This window comes from Streptomyces sp. NPDC005195, from assembly GCF_040608315.1.
GTDB classification, from domain to species: domain Bacteria; phylum Actinomycetota; class Actinomycetes; order Streptomycetales; family Streptomycetaceae; genus Streptomyces; species Streptomyces kaempferi.
In genome coordinates, this window is sequence record NZ_JBEXHZ010000020.1 from 107991 (window position 1) to 127297 (window position 19307).

The following is a 19307-nucleotide window of genomic DNA, read 5'->3' on the forward strand; positions in this document are numbered from 1 at the left end:
ACGACGTCCAGTCCCAGCAGTGGTACCTGACGGCGATGAAGGCCGACGAGATGTGGAAGGTGAGCACGGGCAAGGGCGTGAAGGTGGCCGTCGTCGACTCGGGCGTCAACGCCGGGACCTCCTCCCTGAAGGGACAGGTGCTCGCCGACGAGGTACCGAAATCGGTTTCCTACCACGTGACCCAGGACTTCGACGGTCACGGGACCACGATGGCGGAACTCATCGCCGGTACGGGCGCGGGGGGCGGGTTGAAGGGCCTGGCACCGGGGGCGAAGATCGTTCCGTACCGGGTCGCCTACGACGACCTGAAAGACGCCACCGAGAGGAAGAACACCCCGAGCGTGGCCAAGGTGATCCGGGCCGCCGCCGACACCGACGCGAAGATCATCAGTATGTCGTTCGGCGGTCCTTACATCGACCCGGACGAAGAGGCGGCGATCAAGTACGCGCAGTCGAAGGGCAAGTTGATGTTCTCCAGCGTCGGCAACGAGGCGGAGACGAAGAACTTCATCGGCTATCCGGCGGCCTATCCCTTCGTCGTGGGAGTCGCCGCCTCGGACAAGACCGGGAAGGTCGGGAAGTTCTCGGAGCACGGCAACTACGTCGATCTGGCGGCGCCGGGCCTCGACCTCCCCATCTGGTGCGACAAGTCGTTCCGCGCGTACTGCACCGGAGCCGGAACCAGCGCGGCCACCGCCATCACCTCCGCCTCCGCCGCCCTCATCTGGTCCGCCCACCCCGACTGGACGGCCAACCAGGTCCTCGGGAGTCTCATGGACACCGCGGGACGCGACTGGCCGAAGGACAAGCCGAGCAACTACCTCGGATACGGCCTCGTCCGACCCCGCAAGGTGCTGGAGAACTCCGGCATCGACCCCGGCCCGGCCAAGACCGACCCTCTCAGCTACGAGAACGGCGTGGGCGTCATCGACGCCTCCCCGTCCGCGACCGCGTCCACCGCCTCGCATCCCCCCAAATCCAACTCCGGCGAACGGACTTCGGCGGCGGGATCGAAGGCGGAGTCGTCCGGCGGCACCCCCTGGGGGGCTCTCGCGGGCGCCGCGGCCGTACTGGTGATCGGCGGCGCCACCTTCGCGGTGGTCCGGTCACGACGCCGCGCATGACCACCCCGCACGTCCGGACCACTCGGTGACGTGTGCGCAAGGAAGACGAACCACAACCCACGAAAGGGAGTGCGGACATGGCCGACGGCCGCAAGTTCGACGACGACCGGGTACAGAAGCTCCAGACGAACGTCCTGGACCGGTACGAGTCCATCAAGAAGCAGCTCGCAGCCCTCCAGGGGACCATCGACATGATCGAGGCCAACTGGACGGGCGTCGGTGCCAACGCCTTCAACAAGAAGCAGACCGAGATCAACGACAACATGGCCCAGATCGGCCGGATGCTCGACCGGTTCCTCGAGAACCTGCACCTCACCAAGTCGGACAAGATCAAGCTCGAGGACGAACTCCACTCGACGATCTCCAACATCCAGGTGGACCTCGGCGGCAAGACCTCGGCGCTCAACAGCTACTGACGGCGCCGGGCCGCACCGTTCCCCGGACCGAGAGGTCCGTCCGAAATCGTCAAGGAGATGAGGAAACATGTCCGGCGTCCACTACCAGGACCTTGCCGTCAAGTACGGCACCCTGGACGCGCTCACCACGGAACTCGGCAACCAGGCCAAGAAGCTCGAGGAAGACCTCGGAGCGCTCAAGCAGGCCGTTCTCGACGCGGCGGAAGGCTGGGGCGGCGAGGCCTACGACGCGTTTCAGGCGCAGTCGAAGGAGTGGGACAACCACGCCACCGCCGTCCACCAGGCGCTGCTGTCGATCTCGCAGAAGGTCCACCAGGCCGGCGGTGACTACCGGGGCGGCGACCTCAAGGGAGCCAGCTACTTCCAGTAGGACCCGACGGCACGGACGACCGGGGTGGGCACGCGCGGGAGGTGCCCACCCTCTTCCGTACCCCGGCGGGCGGCGGCAGGAGCGGAACCCCCGCCCCCTCGCCGCCGTCCGTGAACCCCGTCCGGTCAGGTCACCCCGTTCGGGTCCGCGCCGCAGGTCAGTACGTGCTCTCCGGCACCAGCCCCGTCTGCACCAACGGCTTCCCCCGCCGGCGTGACACGAAGACGCCCCGCCCCGCGGGCATCGGCCGGGGCCGCACCCCGCCGAGGATGTCGCCCTCGCCCGGATCACCGGCGAGCACCACACCCTGCGCGCCCAGCTCCTTCATCCGCTGCATGAAGGGCTCGTACGAGGCACGTCCCGCGCCCGCCGTGGAGCGGGCGATGATGAACCGCACGCCCACGTCCCGCGCGAACGGGAGCAGTTCCGTCAGAGCGCCCAGCGGGTTGCCGCCGGACGTGGAGACGAGATCGTAGTCGTCGATGACGACGTACACCGTCGGTCCCTGCCACCAGCTCCGCTCCCGCAACTGCTGCGCCGTGACCTCCGCCGTGGGGGTGCGGCGCTGCATCAGGTCCACCAGCGCCGCCATGTGATGGTCCATGGCGTTGGACATCGGGATGTACTCGGCGAGGTGGGTGGCCGGGGTGACGTCCAGCAGCGAGCGCCGGTTGTCGACGACGAACAGCTTGCAGTCGTCGCCCGGGTAGCGCTCGGTGAGCTGCTTGATCAGCAGCCGCAGCAGGTTCGACTTGCCGGACTCGCTCTCGCCGTAGACGAGGAAGAACGGGTCCTGTTCGAAGTCGACGTAGACGGGTTCGAGGTTGTCCTCGTCGAGCGCGAAGGCGACGCCCCGGCGCGGGAAGCTGTCGCCGGGCGGCAGCTGCTCCGCCGGGAACTCGCGCGGCAGCAGCCGGACTTCGGGGGCGCCGGGCACCTGCCAGTGCCGGGAGACCTCCGCCGCCAGCGCGGCCGTCGCGTCCGCGAGGTCCGTGTCGGAGGTCAGGCCGTCGATACGCGGGACGGCCCCCATGAAGTGCAGCTTCTGCGGCGACTGGCCGCGTCCGGGCACCCCGGTCGGGACGTTCGCGGCCACCTTGCGGTCCAGCTCGGAGTCCATGGTGTCGCCGAGGCGCAACTCCAGGCGGTTCATCAGGTGGTCCTTGAGGTTCGCCCGGACCTCCATCGACCGGGACGCGGTCAGCACCAGGTGGATGCCGTAGCCGAGACCGCGCGCGGCGATGTCCAGGACGACGCCCTCCGCCGCCTCGTAGTCGCCACGGAAGTTGCCCCAGCCGTCGATGACGAGGAAGACGTCTCCCCACGGCTGGTCGCTCACGGAGATCTCGCCGCGCGCCCGCTTCGTACGGAACTCGGCGATCGAGGAGATCCCGGAGGAGCGGAAGTACTCCTCGCGCCGGGTCATGACGCCGTACACCTCGGCGACCGTGCGCCGCACCTTCTCCGGGTCCAGGCGCGAGGCGACCCCGCCGACGTGCGGGAGCCCCGCGACGGCCGACAGACCGCCGCCGCCGAAGTCGAGGCCGTAGAACTGCACCTCGTGCGGGGTGTGGGTGAGGGCGAAGGAGGCGATCAGCGAGCGCAGCAGCGTCGACTTGCCCGACTGCGGGCCGCCGATGATCTGCATGTGGCCCGCAGCGCCCGAGAAGTCGGCCCACAGCGGATCGCGGCGCTGCTCGTACGGCTTGTCGACGAGACCGACCGGTACGACGAGCCGCCCCGCCCCCTCGTAGCCGGGCTGGGTGAGCCCGCGCCCGGGTACGGCGGCCAGCCCCGGCAGCAGTCCGTCCAGCGACGGCGGGCTGTCCAGCGGCGGCAGCCACACCTGGTGGGCGGCCGGGCCCTGCGCCTCAAGGCGGCGCACGATCACGTCGAGCACGGTGTCGGCGAGGGCGTCGTCCGTCTCCGGCGTCGCCGCCGGGCGCTGCTGGGGCACGGCCGCGTACCGCACCGGCACCTCCGCCGCCGTGAACAGCACCGGCCGCCGGTCCAGCGGCAGCGCTCCGCCGAGCGCGGCCTGCGCCGGACCCGTGCGGTACACCCCGGAGACGTACGCCGCCTTGAAGCGCACCATCTCGTCGGTGCCGAACTTCAGGAAGCCGGAACCGGGCACGTTCGGCAGTTCGTAGGCGTCGGGAACGCCCAGCGCCGCGCGGGACTCGGCGGCCGAGAACGTCCGCAGACCGACGCGGTACGAGAGATACGTCTCCAGGCCGCGCAGCCGGCCCTCCTCCAGGCGCTGCGAGGCCAGCAGCAGGTGCACGCCGAGCGAGCGGCCGATGCGGCCGATCTGCACGAACATCTCGATGAAGTCGGGCTTGGCGGTCAGCAGTTCGCTGAACTCGTCGATCACCAGGACGAGTGAGGGGATCGGCTGGAGGGCGGCGCCGGCGGCGCGCGCCTTCTCGTAGTCGTGGATGTTCGCGTAGTTGCCCGCGTCGCGCAGCATCTCCTGGCGGCGGTTGAGCTCGCCGCGGATGGAGTCGCCCATGCGGTCGACCAGCGTGAGGTCGTCCGCCAGGTTGGTGATGACGGCCGCGACGTGCGGCATCTGCGCCATGCCCGCGAAGGTGGCACCGCCCTTGAAGTCCGCGAGGACGAAGTTCAGCGTCTCGGAGGAATGCGTCACCGCGAGACCGAGTACCAGGGTGCGCAGCAGCTCCGACTTGCCGGAGCCCGTCGCGCCCACGCACAGCCCGTGCGGACCCATGCCCTCCTGCGCGGCCTCCTTGAGGTCCAGCATCACGGGCCGGCCGTCCTCGCCGACACCGATCGGCACCCGCAGCCGCTCCGCGAGCGAACGCGGCCGCCAGGTGCGCTTGGTGTCCACCGAGGCGGCGTCACCGAGGCTCAGCAGCTCCGTGAACTCCAGGTTGGCGAGCAGCGGTTCGTCGTCGTCCCCGCCCGACGCCACGCGCAGCGGCGCCAGTTGCCGTGCCAGCGCCTCCGCGGACTCCTGCGAGAGGACGTCCGGCGTGCCCTCGTATACGAGGCCGTGCCCCGACTCCAGGTGCAGCGCCTGCGGTTGTACGACGATGGAGAGATCGCCGCGGGCTCCGGAGAGCTCACCGGGCACGACCTCGACGACCGTCACCCCCTGGAGCCCCTCCGGGGTGGCGAGGACGGAGTCCGGCGGCAGCGACAGGCCGTCGAGCACGACGACGACGTGCGGCTCGTCGGGGAGCGGGGTGGCGCCCGGGTGGAAGCGCGGACGTCCGGTCAGCCGGGTGCCCAGCAGGTCCTCCAGCTCCCGGGTGTCGGCGCCGATCAGCCGACGGCTGCCCGCGCCGTCCACCGCACCGGACGCCTGCGCGTGCGGCAGCCACTTCGCCCACTCCCAGTGCGGCAGCTCCGCACGCCCGGCCGCGACCACGATCATCAGGTCCTCGGGGGAGTGCAGCGAGGCCAGCGAGCCGGTCAGGGCGCGCGCCGAGGCGCGCACGGACCGAGGTTCGCCGCTGACCGTGACGTGGTAGAAGGCACGCAGCGAGACGGCCATCGGGAGGGCGTCCAGGACGCTGTGGGTGGCCACAAAACGCTGCATGGCCCCTGCCGTCAGCGGCTCCAGCTGCTCGACCGGCCCGGTGTCGGGGGAGACCAGGGGCGTCGCCAGCGACTGCGGACCGAGGCCGATGCGCACCTGCGCGAAGTCCTCGTCGCCCGGCCGCCGTTCCCACACCCGGCTGCCCTCGGCGACCAGCGCCCACAGCTGCTCGGGGGAGGGGTGCTGGTAGTACTGCGCGTCGCGCTGCGCCCGTGCCGTGTCCAGCGCGGCTCGACGGGTCTGCGACAGATAGCTCAGGTAGTCGCGGCGCATGTCCGCCAACTGCCCCTGGGAGCCCCGGCGGAAGCGGACCACCATCGCGATGGACATGGCCACCGTCGACGCGATCATCACCATGCCCATGATCTTCATGAACGGTTGTCCGTTGGTGAAGAAGAAGACCACCGAGCCGCCCATGCCGAGCGTCGGCAGCAGCTGCATGAGGACGCTGTCCTGGTGCCCGCGCGGAAGTTCCGGCGGTGGCTGCAGGACGACCTCGCCGGTGGGTACGTCGGACGGCAGCGCCCTGGGCGGGCGCTTGACGATGATTTGGCTCACTGCTCACCAATTCCCTTGCCGGCCCCAGGGTCTTCCGCCCGCCGCCCCGTGTCAGGCGGGCGGAGGCCGCCGCGCGATCCTACTGACTTCCCGCTGAGGTCACAGGAGACGGGTGGGCGGTAAGGTGCCGGATGTTCGCGTGAGCACACGCGAACAGGGCTGGAGAATCAGGGCATTTCGCGCGATGTGGAGGTGCGTGAGGTCTTCGGTCCGGTCGCACGGGCCGCTTTCCGCCACCTCGCCGCACAGCCGGCCCGGCGCGCGGAGCAAAGAGGCGCAGGACCTTCACACGACCGACGCGGAACCACCGCGGAAGCGGAACCGCCGCGGAAGCCCGACCACCACGGAAGCGCGACCGCCGAAGACGCGGAACCAACCACCGCAGACCCGGAAACCACCGCAGACGCGGGACCATCACTGAGGGGGAGCAGCAGGTGAGCATGACGGCCTCCGCGACAACCACCGGAGCCGGTGGGCCGGGCCCCGGAGCCTCCCAGGGGGCGGGCACCGGCCTGGGCTTCTGCCGGGTCACCATCGTCGCGCCCGACAGCCGCATCGACGTGGCACTGCCCGACGACATCCCGGTCGCCGACATCTACCCGGAGATCCTGCGGCTCTCCCAGCAGAGCCCCGCCGAGGGTGCCCCGGTCGGCTACCACCTCGTACGCCGCGACGGAACCGTCCTCGACAGCTCGCGCTCCTTCGCCGCCCAGCGGATCCTCGACGGCGAACTGCTCACCCTGCGCCCCTTCTCCGACTCGCTGCCGCCGGCCGTCTTCGACGACGTCTCCGAGGCCGTCGCGTCCGCGGTGACCCGCGAACGCAGCCTGTGGAGCGGCGACCTGACGCGGGCCGCGGGGCTCGTCGGCGGCGCCGTCCTGCCGACGCTGCTCGCCTTCGTGGCCTGGACCGCCGATCCCCGCCACGACATGCACAGCCTGCCCGGCATCCTCGCGGGCGTCACCGGCGTGCTCCTGGTCGTCCTCGCCGCGATCCGCGCCCGGATCTACGACGACCGCGCCTCCGCGGTCGCGCTCGGACTCGGCGCGCTGTCGAACGTGGGCGTCGCGGGCTCCGGACTGCTCGCCGTCGCGCACGGTGAGGGCATCGGCAAGCTGCAGTTCCTGCTGGCCTGCGCCGCGGTGCTGGTCGCCTCGGTGATCCTGACGCTGTGCTCGCCGCGCGGCGACGGCCCGTTCGTCGCCTTCGTGTTCGCCTCCGGCATCGGCCTGGTCACCGTGTTCGTGGCCCTGCTCGCGCACTGGACGCCCACCGAGACCGCCGCGCTCTGCGCACCGGTCGCCGTGGGAGCCCTGGCCTTCCTGCCGGGCATGTCCATGCGCTTCGCCCGCATCCCGATCGGCTTCGACCCCCCGAACGCCACCCCGCGCAGCGCGTACGGCGCCGAGCCCGCCCCGCCGGAGCCGGTCGACGCCGACCGCATCGCGGCACAGACCCGCCGCGGCCACGAACTCCTCGTCGGCCTCGTCGGCGGATGCGCGCTGCTCGCCGTCGGCGCCTCGGCGGTGCTCGGCTTCTCCGACGACCTCTGGGGACAGCTCCTCGCCCTCGCGACGGGCGTCGCCCTCCTGATGCGCGCCCACCTCTTCCGCTACACCGCGCAGGTCGCCCCCGTGCTGGGCGCGGGCCTCGGCGCCCTCGTCCTGCTCGGCCTCGGCCTGGCACTCCACCCGCCGCACTCGCTGATGCGCGACGCCCTCGCCGGAGACCGCGCGGACCTGGACATCCGTACGATCTGGCTCGTCGCGGCGATCGCGGCGGCGGCCGCGCTGGTCACCGCGCTCGGCCTGATCCTGCCGCGCGGCGGCCTCACCCCGTTCTGGGGCCGCTTCCTGGAGATCGCCGAGAGCTTCGTGCTGCTCACCCTGATCCCGCTGGCACTCGCGGTCTTCGACGTCTACGGCACGGCCCGCTCGATGACGGGCTGACCGGCCACGCGCCTCGGCAGCGACAGAGGGAGGGCGGTCGCCCCACGGGGCGACCGCCCTCCCTCTGTTCGTGCGGCCCGTTCCGCCGTCCGCTCCGGCGCGCGGCCTACTCCGCCGCGAGCCCGCCGTTGTGCGGCGCCGGCTCCAGATCGAACTCGCCGTCCCGGGCCCCCAGCACGAAGGCCCGCCACTCCGCCTCCGTGTAACGCAGGACCGTGTCCGGGTCGAGCGACGAACGCATGGCCACCGCACCCGCGGGCAGATACGCGATCTCGACCCGCTCCTCGTGCTCCTCCGTACCCGGCGCGCTCTGCCACTCGACGTCCGAGATGTCGAGCGCGTAGAGCTCGTCCCGCTCCCGCTCCTTGCGCGCCTTGACGTCCGCGTCGCTGACGTCGACGCCCCTGTCCGCTGCTGCCTCGGCCATGTTCGGACGGCCCCTTCCCCACGTACGGTTGACCTCTGCCGTCACCCTAGTGGCCGGACCGGCGGCGCCCGTGAGGTTCCGGGACCGGGGCGGACGCATCCGGCCAGGCTGGTACGCTGTGTGACGGCCGTTTGTGTACGCACCCCCGGAGCCATCGCTCTGGAGGCCGCGCCCAGCGGATCCCCGCCTCCCGAGTAACGGAAGCTCCCCTGAGATGTGGACCAGGGGCACTCGGTGGCACATCAAAGACTACGAGGAGTACGCGTGTCGCTCGACGCCGCTACGAAGAAGCAGCTCATCAGTGAGTTCGGCCAGAAGGAGGGCGACACCGGCTCCCCCGAGGTCCAGGTCGCCATGCTCTCGCGCCGCATCTCGGACCTGACCGAGCACCTCAAGACCCACAAGCACGACCACCACTCCCGTCGTGGTCTGCTGATCCTGGTCGGTCAGCGCCGCCGGCTGCTGCAGTACCTGGCCAAGAAGGACATCCAGCGTTTCCGCGCGCTGGTCGAGCGCCTGGGCATCCGCCGCGGTGCGGCCGGCGCCAAGTAAGACGCCGTGAAGGGAGCGGTTCCCACCTCTTGGGAGCCGCTCCTTTTGCTGTACGTGCCCTCTACGTGCGGAGTGTCACCGATGCTTTGTAGTGTGGTAGCACACCGCGGTACGCAGGACACAGCAGGTACGACAGAGCGTGACGACGCCCCGCCCGCCGGGTAGGGACCGTCATGACAACGAACGAGGAGAAGCGCGCCTAGCCGCCGCCGGTCCTCGGTAGTGGCCCCCGGGAGATTGCGACCCCGGGTGCTTCGATCGAAGACCGGCCAGCACCAGCGGGAGCGCCTCTCCGCCACCGTCCCCCTGCCACACGGGCAGGACGGGACGAAAGACGAAAAGTATCGGAGAAAACGCTAGTGGAGAACGAGACCCACTACGCCGAGGCCGTTATCGACAACGGTTCCTTCGGCACCCGCACCATCCGCTTCGAGACGGGCCGCCTGGCCAAGCAGGCCGCCGGCTCCGCCGTGGCGTACCTGGACGACGACACCATGGTGCTGTCGGCCACCACCGCTTCCAAGAAGCCCAAGGACCAGCTCGACTTCTTCCCCCTCACGGTGGACGTCGAGGAGCGGATGTACGCCGCCGGCAAGATCCCCGGCAGCTTCTTCCGCCGCGAGGGCCGTCCCTCCGAGGACGCCATCCTCACCTGCCGCCTGATCGACCGCCCGCTGCGCCCGTCCTTCAAGAAGGGCCTGCGCAACGAGATCCAGGTCGTCGCCACGATCATGGCGCTCAACCCCGACCACCTGTACGACGTCGTGGCGATCAACGCCGCCTCCGCGTCCACGCAGCTGGCCGGTCTGCCCTTCTCCGGCCCGGTCGGCGGCGTCCGCGTCGCGCTGATCAACGGCCAGTGGGTCGCGTTCCCGACGCACACCGAGCTCGAGGACGCCGTCTTCGACATGGTCGTCGCCGGTCGCGTCCTGGAGGACGGCGACGTCGCGATCATGATGGTCGAGGCCGAGGCCACCGACAAGACGATCACGCTCGTCCAGGGTGGCGCCGAGGCGCCGACCGAGGAGGTCGTGGCCGCCGGTCTCGACGCCGCGAAGCCCTTCATCAGGGTCCTGTGCAAGGCGCAGTCGGACCTCGCCGCGAAGGCCGCCAAGCCGACCGGCGAGTTCCCGATCTTCCTGGACTACCAGGACGACGTCTTCGAGGCCCTCACCGCCGCGGTCAGGAGCGAGCTCGCCCAGGCGCTCACCATCGCCGGCAAGCAGGACCGCGAGGCCGAGCTGGACCGCGTCAAGGAGATCGCCGCCGAGAAGCTGCTCCCGCAGTTCGAGGGCCGCGAGAAGGAGATCTCCGCCGCGTACCGCTCGCTGACCAAGAAGCTGGTCCGCGAGCGCGTCATCAAGGACAAGGTCCGCATCGACGGCCGTGGCGTCACGGACATCCGTACGCTCGCCGCCGAGGTCGAGGCCATCCCGCGCGTGCACGGCTCGGCGCTGTTCGAGCGTGGCGAGACCCAGATCCTGGGCGTCACCACCCTCAACATGCTCCGGATGGAGCAGCAGCTGGACACCCTCTCCCCGGTGACCCGCAAGCGCTACATGCACAACTACAACTTCCCGCCGTACTCCGTCGGTGAGACCGGCCGCGTCGGTTCCCCGAAGCGCCGCGAGATCGGCCACGGCGCGCTCGCCGAGCGCGCGATCGTGCCGGTCCTGCCCTCCCGCGAGGACTTCCCCTACGCGATCCGTCAGGTGTCCGAGGCCCTCGGCTCCAACGGCTCGACGTCCATGGGCTCGGTCTGCGCCTCCACCATGTCGCTGCTGAACGCCGGTGTGCCGCTCAAGGCCCCCGTCGCCGGTATCGCCATGGGCCTGATCTCCCAGGAGATCGACGGCCAGACGCACTACGTCGCCCTCACCGACATCCTCGGTGCGGAGGACGCCTTCGGCGACATGGACTTCAAGGTCGCCGGCACCAAGGAGTTCGTCACCGCCCTCCAGCTCGACACCAAGCTGGACGGCATCCCGGCCTCCGTCCTGGCCGCGGCCCTCAAGCAGGCCCGCGACGCACGCCTCCACATCCTCGACGTGATGATGGAAGCGATCGACACGCCGGACGAGATGTCCCCGAACGCCCCGCGGATCATCACCGTCAAGATCCCCGTGGACAAGATCGGTGAGGTCATCGGCCCCAAGGGCAAGATGATCAACCAGATCCAGGAGGACACCGGCGCCGAGATCACGATCGAGGACGACGGCACCATCTACATCGGTGCCGCCGACGGCCCGGCCGCCGAGGCCGCCCGCGCCACGATCAACAGCATCGCCAACCCGACCATGCCGGAGGTCGGCGAGCGCTACCTGGGCACCGTCGTGAAGACGACGACCTTCGGCGCGTTCGTGTCGCTGCTCCCGGGCAAGGACGGTCTGCTGCACATCTCGCAGATCCGCAAGCTCGCCGGCGGCAAGCGTGTGGAGAACGTCGAGGACGTCCTCGGTGTGGGCCACAAGGTCCAGGTCGAGATCGCCGAGATCGACTCCCGCGGCAAGCTCTCCCTCATCCCCGTGATCGAGGGCGAAGGCGACGACGACGACAAGAAGGACGACACCGACCAGTGACGTCTCGTAGCTCCACGACGACGGCCCGCACCTCTTCGGAGGCGCGGGCCGTCGCCCGTACCCAAACCCTCATCAAGGGCGAGAACGGCATCGGTACGGTCCGCAAGACCACCCTCCCCGGCGGCCTGCGCATCGTCACCGAGACGCTGCCCTCCGTCCGCTCCGCGACCTTCGGGATCTGGGCCCACGTCGGCTCCCGCGACGAGACGCCGGCGCTGAACGGCGCCACCCACTACCTGGAGCACCTGCTCTTCAAGGGCACGAGCCGCAGGTCGGCCCTGGACATCTCGTCCGCCATCGACGCGGTCGGCGGCGAGATGAACGCGTTCACGGCCAAGGAGTACACGTGCTACTACGCGCGCGTGCTCGACACCGACCTCCCGCTCGCCATCGACGTGGTCTGCGACATGCTCACCGGCTCGCTGATCGAGCAGGCCGACGTGGACGCCGAACGCGGTGTGATCCTCGAAGAGATCGCGATGACCGAGGACGACCCGGGCGACTGCGTGCACGACCTGTTCGCGCACACCATGCTCGGCGACACTCCCCTCGGCCGACCTGTCCTCGGCACGGTCGACACGGTCAACGCCCTCGGCGCGGACCGCATCCGCCGCTTCTACAAGAAGCACTACGACCCGACCCATCTGGTCGTGGCCTGCGCGGGCAACGTCGACCACAACAAGGTCGTACGCCAGGTCCGTGCCGCCTTCGAGAAGGCGGGCGCCCTCCGGGAGGCCGCCGCCGAGCCGATCGCCCCGCGCGACGGCCGCCGCGCCATCCGTACCGCCGGCCGCGTCGAACTGCTCGGCCGCAAGACCGAGCAGGCCCATGTCGTCCTCGGCATGCCCGGCCTCGCCCGTACCGACGAGCGCCGCTGGGCCCTGGGCGTCCTCAACACCGCCCTTGGCGGCGGCATGTCCTCCCGCCTCTTCCAGGAGGTCCGCGAGAAGCGCGGTCTGGCCTACAGCGTGTACTCGTACACCTCGGGCTTCGCCGACTGCGGCCTCTTCGGCGTGTACGCGGGCTGCAGGCCGAGCCAGGTCCACGACGTGCTCAAGATCTGCCGCGACGAGCTCGACCACGTCGCCGAGCACGGACTGTCGGACGACGAGATCGGCCGCGCCGTCGGCCAGCTCCAGGGCTCCACCGTCCTCGGCCTCGAGGACACCGGCGCGCTGATGAACCGTATCGGCAAGAGCGAGCTGTGCTGGGGCGAACAGATGTCGGTCGACGACATGCTGGCCCGGATAGCGTCGGTCACCCCGGACGAGGTCCGTGCGATCGCCCACGACATCCTGGGACAGCGGCCCTCACTGTCGGTCATCGGTCCGCTCAAGGACAAGCAGGCGGCCCGTCTGCACGAAGCGGTCGCGTAAATCCCGTCTCTGTTAGGAACGAAGCAATGAGCAAGCTGCGCGTGGCGGTCCTCGGTGCCAAGGGCCGGATCGGGGCCGAGGCGGTACGAGCCGTCGAGGCCGCCGAGGACATGGAGCTGGTGGCCGCCCTGGGCCGGGGCGACCGGCTGGAGACGCTCGTCGAGGCCGGCGCGCAGGTCGCGGTCGAGCTGACCACGCCGGACTCGGTGATGGGCAACCTCGACTTCTGCGTCCGAGCCGGCATCCACGCGGTGGTCGGTACGACGGGCTGGACCGACGAACGCCTCGCACAGCTCACCACGTCGCTGGCCGAGTCGCCGGAGACGGGGGTGCTCATCGCCCCGAACTTCTCCATCGGCGCCGTACTGACCATGAAGTTCGCCGAGATCGCCGCGCCGTACTTCGAGTCCGTCGAGGTCGTCGAGCTGCACCACCCGAACAAGGCGGACGCGCCGAGCGGCACCGCCACGCGCACCGCCCAGCTCATCGCCGCGGCCCGGGAGCGAGCGGGCAGCGCCCCGCAGCCCGACGCCACGGTCACCGCTCTCGACGGCGCCCGCGGGGCGAACGTCGACGGCGTCCCGGTGCACTCGGTCCGGCTGCGCGGTCTGCTCGCCCACCAGGAGGTCCTGCTGGGCGGCGACGGCGAGACCCTCACCGTCCGCCACGACTCGCTGCACCACAGCAGCTTCATGCCGGGCATCCTGCTCGGTGCCCGCCGTGTCGTGAGCACGCCGGGCCTCACCTTCGGCCTGGAACACTTCCTGGACCTCGGCTGAGCCGAGGGACAGGCACGGACGAGCACGGGCGAGCACCGACGGACATCGACGGACACTGACGGACACGGACACCTGGCAGACATGCGCGCGAAGATCACCTACGCCGTCACGGCGGCCGTCCTGGTCGTCTATTTCGTCCTGGTCGGCAGCCGTGGCGTGCTGCTCATCCAGAACGGCACCCTGATCACCGTCACCTTCGGCATCGCGGTGCTGATCCTGCCGGTCATCGGAATCTGGTTCCTCTGGAAGAACACGCAGTTCGTGCGCAAGGCCAACCGGCTCGCCGCGGAACTCGACGCCGAGGGCGGTCTGCCGGTCGACGAGCTACGGCGCACCGCGGGCGGCCGTATCGACCGCGACTCGGCCGACGAGGTCTTCGCCCGGCGCAAGGCCGAGACCGAGGACGCGCCCGGCGACTGGCGCAGCTGGTTCCGCCTGGCCGTCGCCTATCAGGACGCCCGGGACACCCCGCGCGCCCGCAGGGCGATGCAACGGGCGATCGCCCTGCGCGAGGGCAGGCCCCCGGCGGAGGCCTGAGACACCCGACGGATGCCCGGGTGACACGGCGAAGGGGCCGGCCCGCACGATGCGGTCCGGCCCCTTCGTACGCGTTCGGCCCTCGGCTCAGCCCAACCGGTACTCGTCGGCCCAGACCTCGACGGCGTCCGCCGCCCGGTCGAAGGCTTCCGTGCGTGCCAGGAAGTCGGAGTTGTGCGAGGTCAGCAGCGGTGGTACGGCATCGGCCGGCCGGTCCCTGCGGACCAGGACCAGCGCCTGCCCCTGCACCGTGCGCGGCAGCCCGAGCCAGCGCACCGGCTGCTGGACGGTGCGCACGGCCACGACCTGCGGCCAGGGCGCGGTACTGGTGGTGAGGAAACCCACGCGGCGCAGCCCCCGGGCACTCACCCAGACGCCCATCCGCAGCAGCCGCAACGCGCTCAGGACGACGAGCACGGCGACGAGCAGACAGACCACAGCGCCGGAGCGGCTCCCCGCGAACGCGGTGATCACGGTGGCCACCAGCACATAGGACGCGAGCAGCAGAATCAGCGCGGCGAATGCCACCCGCCACGGGCCTGGCCGGTAGGGGCGCCGCCATTGGTCGCGGTCGTCGAACGGCAGGGCGAGATCGTCCGCAGCCTCGTCAAAAGCACGGTCCGCCGTCAGGAAGGGCAGGGGCACGACTGATCCTCACTCAATCCACGCATGGGCTATGCCCGGTGAGGCTATCGAGCCGGGTCCCCGCTCACCACCCTGGGGGTCCGGAAGAGTCAGCGGCCGTCCGACGCCTCGGAGTGCTGCGTGTGGGCGGGTGACGGATCCTGCGACAGGGCGGGCATGCCGAGGATCAGGGACCCCGCGAGCCCGGCGACCAGGGTGAGTCCCGTGAGCCACCGCCCGGCTATCTGGCCGGCGGAGGCCCGCTCACGCGGTGGGGGAGTGACATTGCTGCGGAAGTTGTCGGCTTCGGCGATGAAGGCGAACGGTACAGGCTCGCGCCGACGGAACATGAGGACTGCGTCTCCTCTGGAGTCTCGAAGGAATCTCTGTCACCAATACAGACGTACGAACGCCCTTGTTGGTGCCCAGTTTCGCCGATTTCATAGCGGCAAGGCCCGAACGCCCTGGTATCGGCGCACCGTAGAGTGGCCGCGTTGCAAGCTGTGATGGAAGGACCCCCCGAATCGTGACCGACACCCCCCCCGACGATCTCAAGATCGACCTCCGCGGCGATGTCACCGTCGAGCTGGTGAAGCACTCCGCGGCCGACTCCGACGTGCTGTTCGCCGCCCGTGTCTCCACCGTCGGGGAGCAATCCCTGGACGAGATGGGCAAGGACCCGGAGCGCTCGAAGGGGTTGATCAACTACCTGATGAGGGACCGGCACGGCAGCCCCTTCGAGCACAACTCGATGACGTTCTTCATCAGCGCCCCGATCTTCGTCTTCCGCGAGTTCATGCGGCACCGCGTGGGCTGGTCCTACAACGAGGAGTCGGGCCGGTACAGGGAGCTCCAGCCGGTCTTCTACGTCCCGGACGAGTCGCGCAAACTGGTCCAGCAGGGCCGTCCCGGCAAGTACGTGTTCGTCGAGGGCACCGAGGAGCAGCGCGAACTCGTCTCGGGCGCCATGGAGGACTCGTACCGTGCGTCGTACCGGACGTACCAGGAGATGCTCGCGGCCGGCGTCGCCCGCGAGGTGGCCCGCGCCGTCCTCCCGGTCGGTCTCTTCTCGTCGATGTACGCCACCTGCAACGCGCGCTCCCTGATGCACTTCCTCGGGCTGCGCACCCAGCACGAGCTCGCCAGGGTCCCGTCCTTCCCGCAGCGGGAGATCGAGATGGTCGGCGAGAAGATGGAATCGGAGTGGGCGAGGCTCATGCCGCTCACGTACGCGGCCTTCAACGCCAACGGCCGGGTGGCGCCGTAGAGCGCTCCCGCGCGCCTTCCGGCACAGATGTACGGATCAGCCGAGCGAGGTGTCCGTATTGCGGCATTTCGAGAAGTTCATCTAGCCTGATCAAACGGACCCGGCACTGCTTGAACCCCCGAGCAGGCAGTGCCGGGCTCCGCATTTGTCCCGCTTTGTCGTGTCCCCCGTGGGCAGACCCCGCCCTGAGCAGCGAGTAGCGTGTTACCCATGGCTCCGACCTCCACTTCGCAGACCCCCTTCGGACGGGTCCTCACCGCTATGGTCACGCCCTTCACGGCGGACGGCGCACTCGACCTCGACGGTGCCCAGCGGCTCGCCACCCACCTGGTGGACGCAGGCAACGACGGCCTGATCGTCAACGGCACCACCGGCGAGTCACCGACCACCAGCGACGCGGAGAAATCGGATCTCGTACGGGCCGTGCTGGCGGCGGTCGGCGACCGCGCCCATGTCGTGGCGGGCGTCGGTACGAACGACACCCACCACAGCATCGAGCTCGCCCGCGCCGCCGAGAAGGCGGGCGCGCACGGCCTGCTGACCGTCACGCCGTACTACAACAAGCCCCCGCAAGAGGGCCTGTACCGGCACTTCTCGGCCATCGCCGACGCCACCGAACTGCCGGTGATGCTCTACGACATCCCCGGCCGCAGCGGCGTGCCGATCAGCACGGAGACCATCGTCCGCCTGGCCGCGCACCCGCGCATCGTCGCGAACAAGGACGCCAAGGGGGACCTCGGCCGGGCCAGCTGGGCCATCGCCCGCTCCGGGCTGGCCTGGTACTCCGGCGACGACATGCTGAACCTTCCGCTGCTCTCCGTGGGCGCGGCCGGCTTCGTCTCGGTCGTCGGCCACGTCGTCACGCCGGAGCTGCGCGCCATGCTCGACGCCTATGTCGCCGGCGACGTGCAGAAGGCCACCGAGATCCACCAGAAGCTGCTTCCGGTCTTCACCGGGATGTTCCGCACCCAGGGCGTCATGACGACGAAGGCCGCGCTCACCCTCCAGGGGCTGCCCGCCGGACCGCTGCGCGCCCCGATGGTCGAACTGTCACCCGAGGAGACCGCTCAGCTCAAGATCGATCTTGCTGCCGGCGGGGTACAGCTCTAAGCACGGACTTCACAACTGAATACGTACGACAACGCAGGCCGGCGGCCTGCACCCCACACAAACAACAGCTACTGCACGAACGTCATGCACGCCGCGTGCCTTGCCAGGTACGTGGCGTGTGTGGTGAGGAGAGTCTTTTGAGTCATCCGCATCCCGAACTCGGCCCGCCGCCCAAGCTTCCCCAGGGGGGCCTGCGGGTCACCCCGCTCGGCGGCCTCGGTGAAATCGGCCGGAACATGACCGTCTTCGAATACGGCGGCCGTCTGCTGATCGTCGACTGCGGAGTGCTCTTCCCCGAGGAGGAGCAGCCCGGAATCGACCTGATCCTGCCGGACTTCACGTCCATCAGGGACCGCCTCGACGACATCGAGGGCATCGTCCTCACACATGGCCACGAGGACCACATCGGTGGTGTCCCGTTCCTCCTGCGTGAAAAGCCGGACATCCCGCTGATCGGCTCCAAGCTGACCCTCGCGCTGATCGAGGCGAAGCTCCAGGAGCACCGCATCCGCCCCTACACCCTCGAAGTCGCGGAGGGCCACCGCGAGCGCATCGGCCCCTTCGACTGCGAGTTCGTGGCGGTCAACCACTCCATCCCGGACGCCCTCGCGGTCGCCATCCGCACCCCCGCGGGCATGGTGGTGCACACCGGCGACTTCAAGATGGACCAGCTCCCGCTGGACGGCCGTCTCACGGACCTGCACGCCTTCGCGCGCCTGAGCGAGGAAGGCATCGACCTCCTCCTCTCGGACTCCACGAACGCCGAGGTCCCCGGTTTCGTCCCGCCCGAGCGCGACATCTCGAACGTGCTGCGCCAGGTCTTCGCCGGCGCCAGCAAGCGCATCATCGTGGCGAGCTTCGCCAGCCATGTGCACCGCATCCAGCAGATCCTGGACGCGGCCCACGAGTACGGCCGCCGGGTCGCCTTCGTCGGCCGTTCGATGGTCCGCAACATGGGCATCGCGCGCGACCTGGGATATCTGAAGGTCCCGCCGGGCCTGGTCGTCGACGTCAAGACACTGGACGACCTCCCGGACCACGAGATCGTCCTCGTCTGTACGGGGTCGCAGGGCGAGCCGATGGCCGCGCTCTCCCGGATGGCCAACCGTGACCACCAGATCCGTATCGTCCAGGGCGACACGGTGATCCTGGCCTCGTCGCTCATCCCGGGCAACGAGAACGCGGTGTACCGCGTCATCAACGGCCTGACCCGCTGGGGCGCCAAGGTCGTCCACAAGGGCAACGCCAAGGTGCACGTCTCCGGGCATGCCTCGGCGGGCGAGCTGCTGTACTTCTACAACATCTGCAAACCGCGGAACCTGATGCCGGTCCACGGCGAATGGCGTCATCTGCGCGCCAACGCCGAACTGGGCGCGCTCACCGGCGTACCCCACGACCGCATCGTCATCGCCGAGGACGGCGTCGTCGTCGACCTCATCGGTGGCAAGGCCAAGATCTCCGGCAAGGTGCAGGCGGGTTACGTGTACGTCGACGGCCTCTCGGTCGGCGGTGTCGGCGAGCCCGCGCTCAAGGACCGCAAGATCCTCGGGGACGAGGGCATCATCTCGGTCTTCGTGGTGATGGACGCCAGTACGGGCAAGATCACTGGCGGTCCGCACATGCACGCCCGCGGTTCGGGCATCGAGGACTCCGCCTTCACGGACGTCGTCCCGAGGATCACCGAGGTCCTCGAACGCTCGGCCCAGGACGGCGTGGTCGAGCCCCACCAGATGCAGCAGCTCATCCGCCGCACGCTGGGCAAGTGGGTCTCGGACAACTACCGCCGGCGGCCGATGATCCTGCCGGTCGTCGTCGAGGTCTGACACCCTCGCACGCGCCAACCTGGAGCGGGGCGCCTCGATTTGCATCGGGGCGCCCCGCTCCAGTACGTTTACGTCTCCGCCTGAACGGGAACCCGGGAACGATCGTGTGCCTGGACCACCCCGAGCGGGACGGAAATTCCGACTCAGAATCTCTGATAAAGTCGGAACCGCCGGAAAGGGAAACGCGAAAGCGGAAACCTGGAAAGCGCCGAGGAAATCGGATACGGAAACGGTCTGATAGAGTCGGAAAC

The 19307-nt window shown here is 69.7% G+C and carries 16 protein-coding genes; 12 read left to right on the forward strand and 4 right to left on the reverse strand.

The genetic code is table 11. The features are described from left to right. Positions 1 to 35: 35 nt before the first annotated feature. From ABZV34_RS21580 to ABZV34_RS21590, 3 genes are all read left to right on the forward strand, one after another. Complete coding sequence (locus ABZV34_RS21580) at positions 36 to 1124, forward strand: S8 family serine peptidase (protein ID WP_356278917.1); 1089 nt, start codon at positions 36 to 38, stop codon at positions 1122 to 1124. A 77-nt stretch (positions 1125 to 1201) separates the two neighbouring features. Beyond that, positions 1202 to 1540 carry a WXG100 family type VII secretion target gene (locus tag ABZV34_RS21585; RefSeq protein ID WP_153288260.1) on the forward strand — a complete coding sequence of 113 codons (339 nt, stop codon included), beginning with the start codon at positions 1202 to 1204 and terminating at the stop codon, positions 1538 to 1540. Positions 1541 to 1607: 67 nt separating this feature from the next. Continuing rightward, positions 1608 to 1910, forward strand: coding sequence for a WXG100 family type VII secretion target (locus ABZV34_RS21590; RefSeq protein ID WP_148010778.1), 303 nt, complete (start codon positions 1608 to 1610; stop codon positions 1908 to 1910). Between the two features lie 157 nt (positions 1911 to 2067). Here ABZV34_RS21590 and eccCa read toward each other — a convergent pair whose 3' ends face one another. Next, a complete protein-coding gene (gene eccCa, locus ABZV34_RS21595) occupies positions 2068 to 6033 on the reverse strand; it encodes a type VII secretion protein EccCa (RefSeq protein ID WP_356278866.1) in 3966 nt (1321 codons plus the stop codon). Positions 6034 to 6467: 434 nt separating this feature from the next. Between eccCa and eccD the strand changes: the two genes are divergently transcribed. Continuing rightward, complete coding sequence (eccD, locus tag ABZV34_RS21600; RefSeq protein ID WP_356278869.1) at positions 6468 to 7982, forward strand: type VII secretion integral membrane protein EccD; 1515 nt, start codon at positions 6468 to 6470, stop codon at positions 7980 to 7982. A 106-nt stretch (positions 7983 to 8088) separates the two neighbouring features. Here the strand turns inward: eccD and ABZV34_RS21605 are convergent, their stop codons facing one another. Continuing rightward, complete coding sequence (locus ABZV34_RS21605) at positions 8089 to 8409, reverse strand: DUF397 domain-containing protein (protein WP_356278872.1); 321 nt, start codon at positions 8407 to 8409, stop codon at positions 8089 to 8091. Between the two features lie 264 nt (positions 8410 to 8673). Here ABZV34_RS21605 and rpsO point away from each other — a divergent pair, with 264 nt between their 5' ends. The 5 genes from rpsO to ABZV34_RS21630 all read left to right on the forward strand — a co-directional run bounded on the left by rpsO (position 8674) and on the right by ABZV34_RS21630 (position 14232). Then, positions 8674 to 8961, forward strand: a complete 288-nt coding sequence (gene rpsO, locus ABZV34_RS21610; RefSeq protein WP_168530506.1) for a 30S ribosomal protein S15 — start codon at positions 8674 to 8676, stop codon at positions 8959 to 8961. A gap of 359 nt (positions 8962 to 9320) precedes the next feature. Continuing rightward, positions 9321 to 11540 (forward strand): polyribonucleotide nucleotidyltransferase, encoded by a 2220-nt coding sequence (locus ABZV34_RS21615; RefSeq protein WP_356278874.1) that lies wholly within the window; start codon positions 9321 to 9323, stop codon positions 11538 to 11540. Next, the gene (locus ABZV34_RS21620; RefSeq protein ID WP_356278876.1) at positions 11537 to 12916 is read left to right on the forward strand and encodes a pitrilysin family protein; all 1380 of its coding nucleotides are present in this window, start codon (positions 11537 to 11539) and stop codon (positions 12914 to 12916) included. The genes ABZV34_RS21615 and ABZV34_RS21620 overlap by 4 nt, the downstream gene beginning before the upstream one ends. Before the next feature lie 26 nt (positions 12917 to 12942). Further along, positions 12943 to 13695, forward strand: a complete 753-nt coding sequence (gene dapB / locus ABZV34_RS21625) for a 4-hydroxy-tetrahydrodipicolinate reductase (protein ID WP_356278878.1) — start codon at positions 12943 to 12945, stop codon at positions 13693 to 13695. A gap of 81 nt (positions 13696 to 13776) precedes the next feature. Further along, complete coding sequence (locus tag ABZV34_RS21630) at positions 13777 to 14232, forward strand: hypothetical protein (RefSeq protein WP_356278881.1); 456 nt, start codon at positions 13777 to 13779, stop codon at positions 14230 to 14232. An 87-nt stretch (positions 14233 to 14319) separates the two neighbouring features. Here the strand turns inward: ABZV34_RS21630 and ABZV34_RS21635 are convergent, their stop codons facing one another. Further along, entirely contained in the window at positions 14320 to 14877 is a 558-nt protein-coding gene (locus tag ABZV34_RS21635; RefSeq protein ID WP_356278884.1) for a hypothetical protein, read from the reverse strand. Positions 14878 to 14966: 89 nt separating this feature from the next. Then, a complete protein-coding gene (locus ABZV34_RS21640; RefSeq protein WP_356278887.1) occupies positions 14967 to 15206 on the reverse strand; it encodes a hypothetical protein in 240 nt (79 codons plus the stop codon). Positions 15207 to 15382: 176 nt separating this feature from the next. Between ABZV34_RS21640 and thyX the strand changes: the two genes are divergently transcribed. The 3 genes from thyX to ABZV34_RS21655 all read left to right on the forward strand — a co-directional run bounded on the left by thyX (position 15383) and on the right by ABZV34_RS21655 (position 19056). Next, positions 15383 to 16123: an FAD-dependent thymidylate synthase gene (gene thyX, locus ABZV34_RS21645; RefSeq protein ID WP_356278890.1), complete on the forward strand. Its 741-nt coding sequence runs from the start codon at positions 15383 to 15385 to the stop codon at positions 16121 to 16123. 210 nt (positions 16124 to 16333) lie between these two features. Beyond that, positions 16334 to 17233 carry a 4-hydroxy-tetrahydrodipicolinate synthase gene (gene dapA / locus ABZV34_RS21650; protein ID WP_356278893.1) on the forward strand — a complete coding sequence of 300 codons (900 nt, stop codon included), beginning with the start codon at positions 16334 to 16336 and terminating at the stop codon, positions 17231 to 17233. Between the two features lie 137 nt (positions 17234 to 17370). Then, positions 17371 to 19056, forward strand: coding sequence for a ribonuclease J (locus ABZV34_RS21655; RefSeq protein WP_356278896.1), 1686 nt, complete (start codon positions 17371 to 17373; stop codon positions 19054 to 19056). The last annotated feature ends 251 nt before the right edge of the window (positions 19057 to 19307 follow it).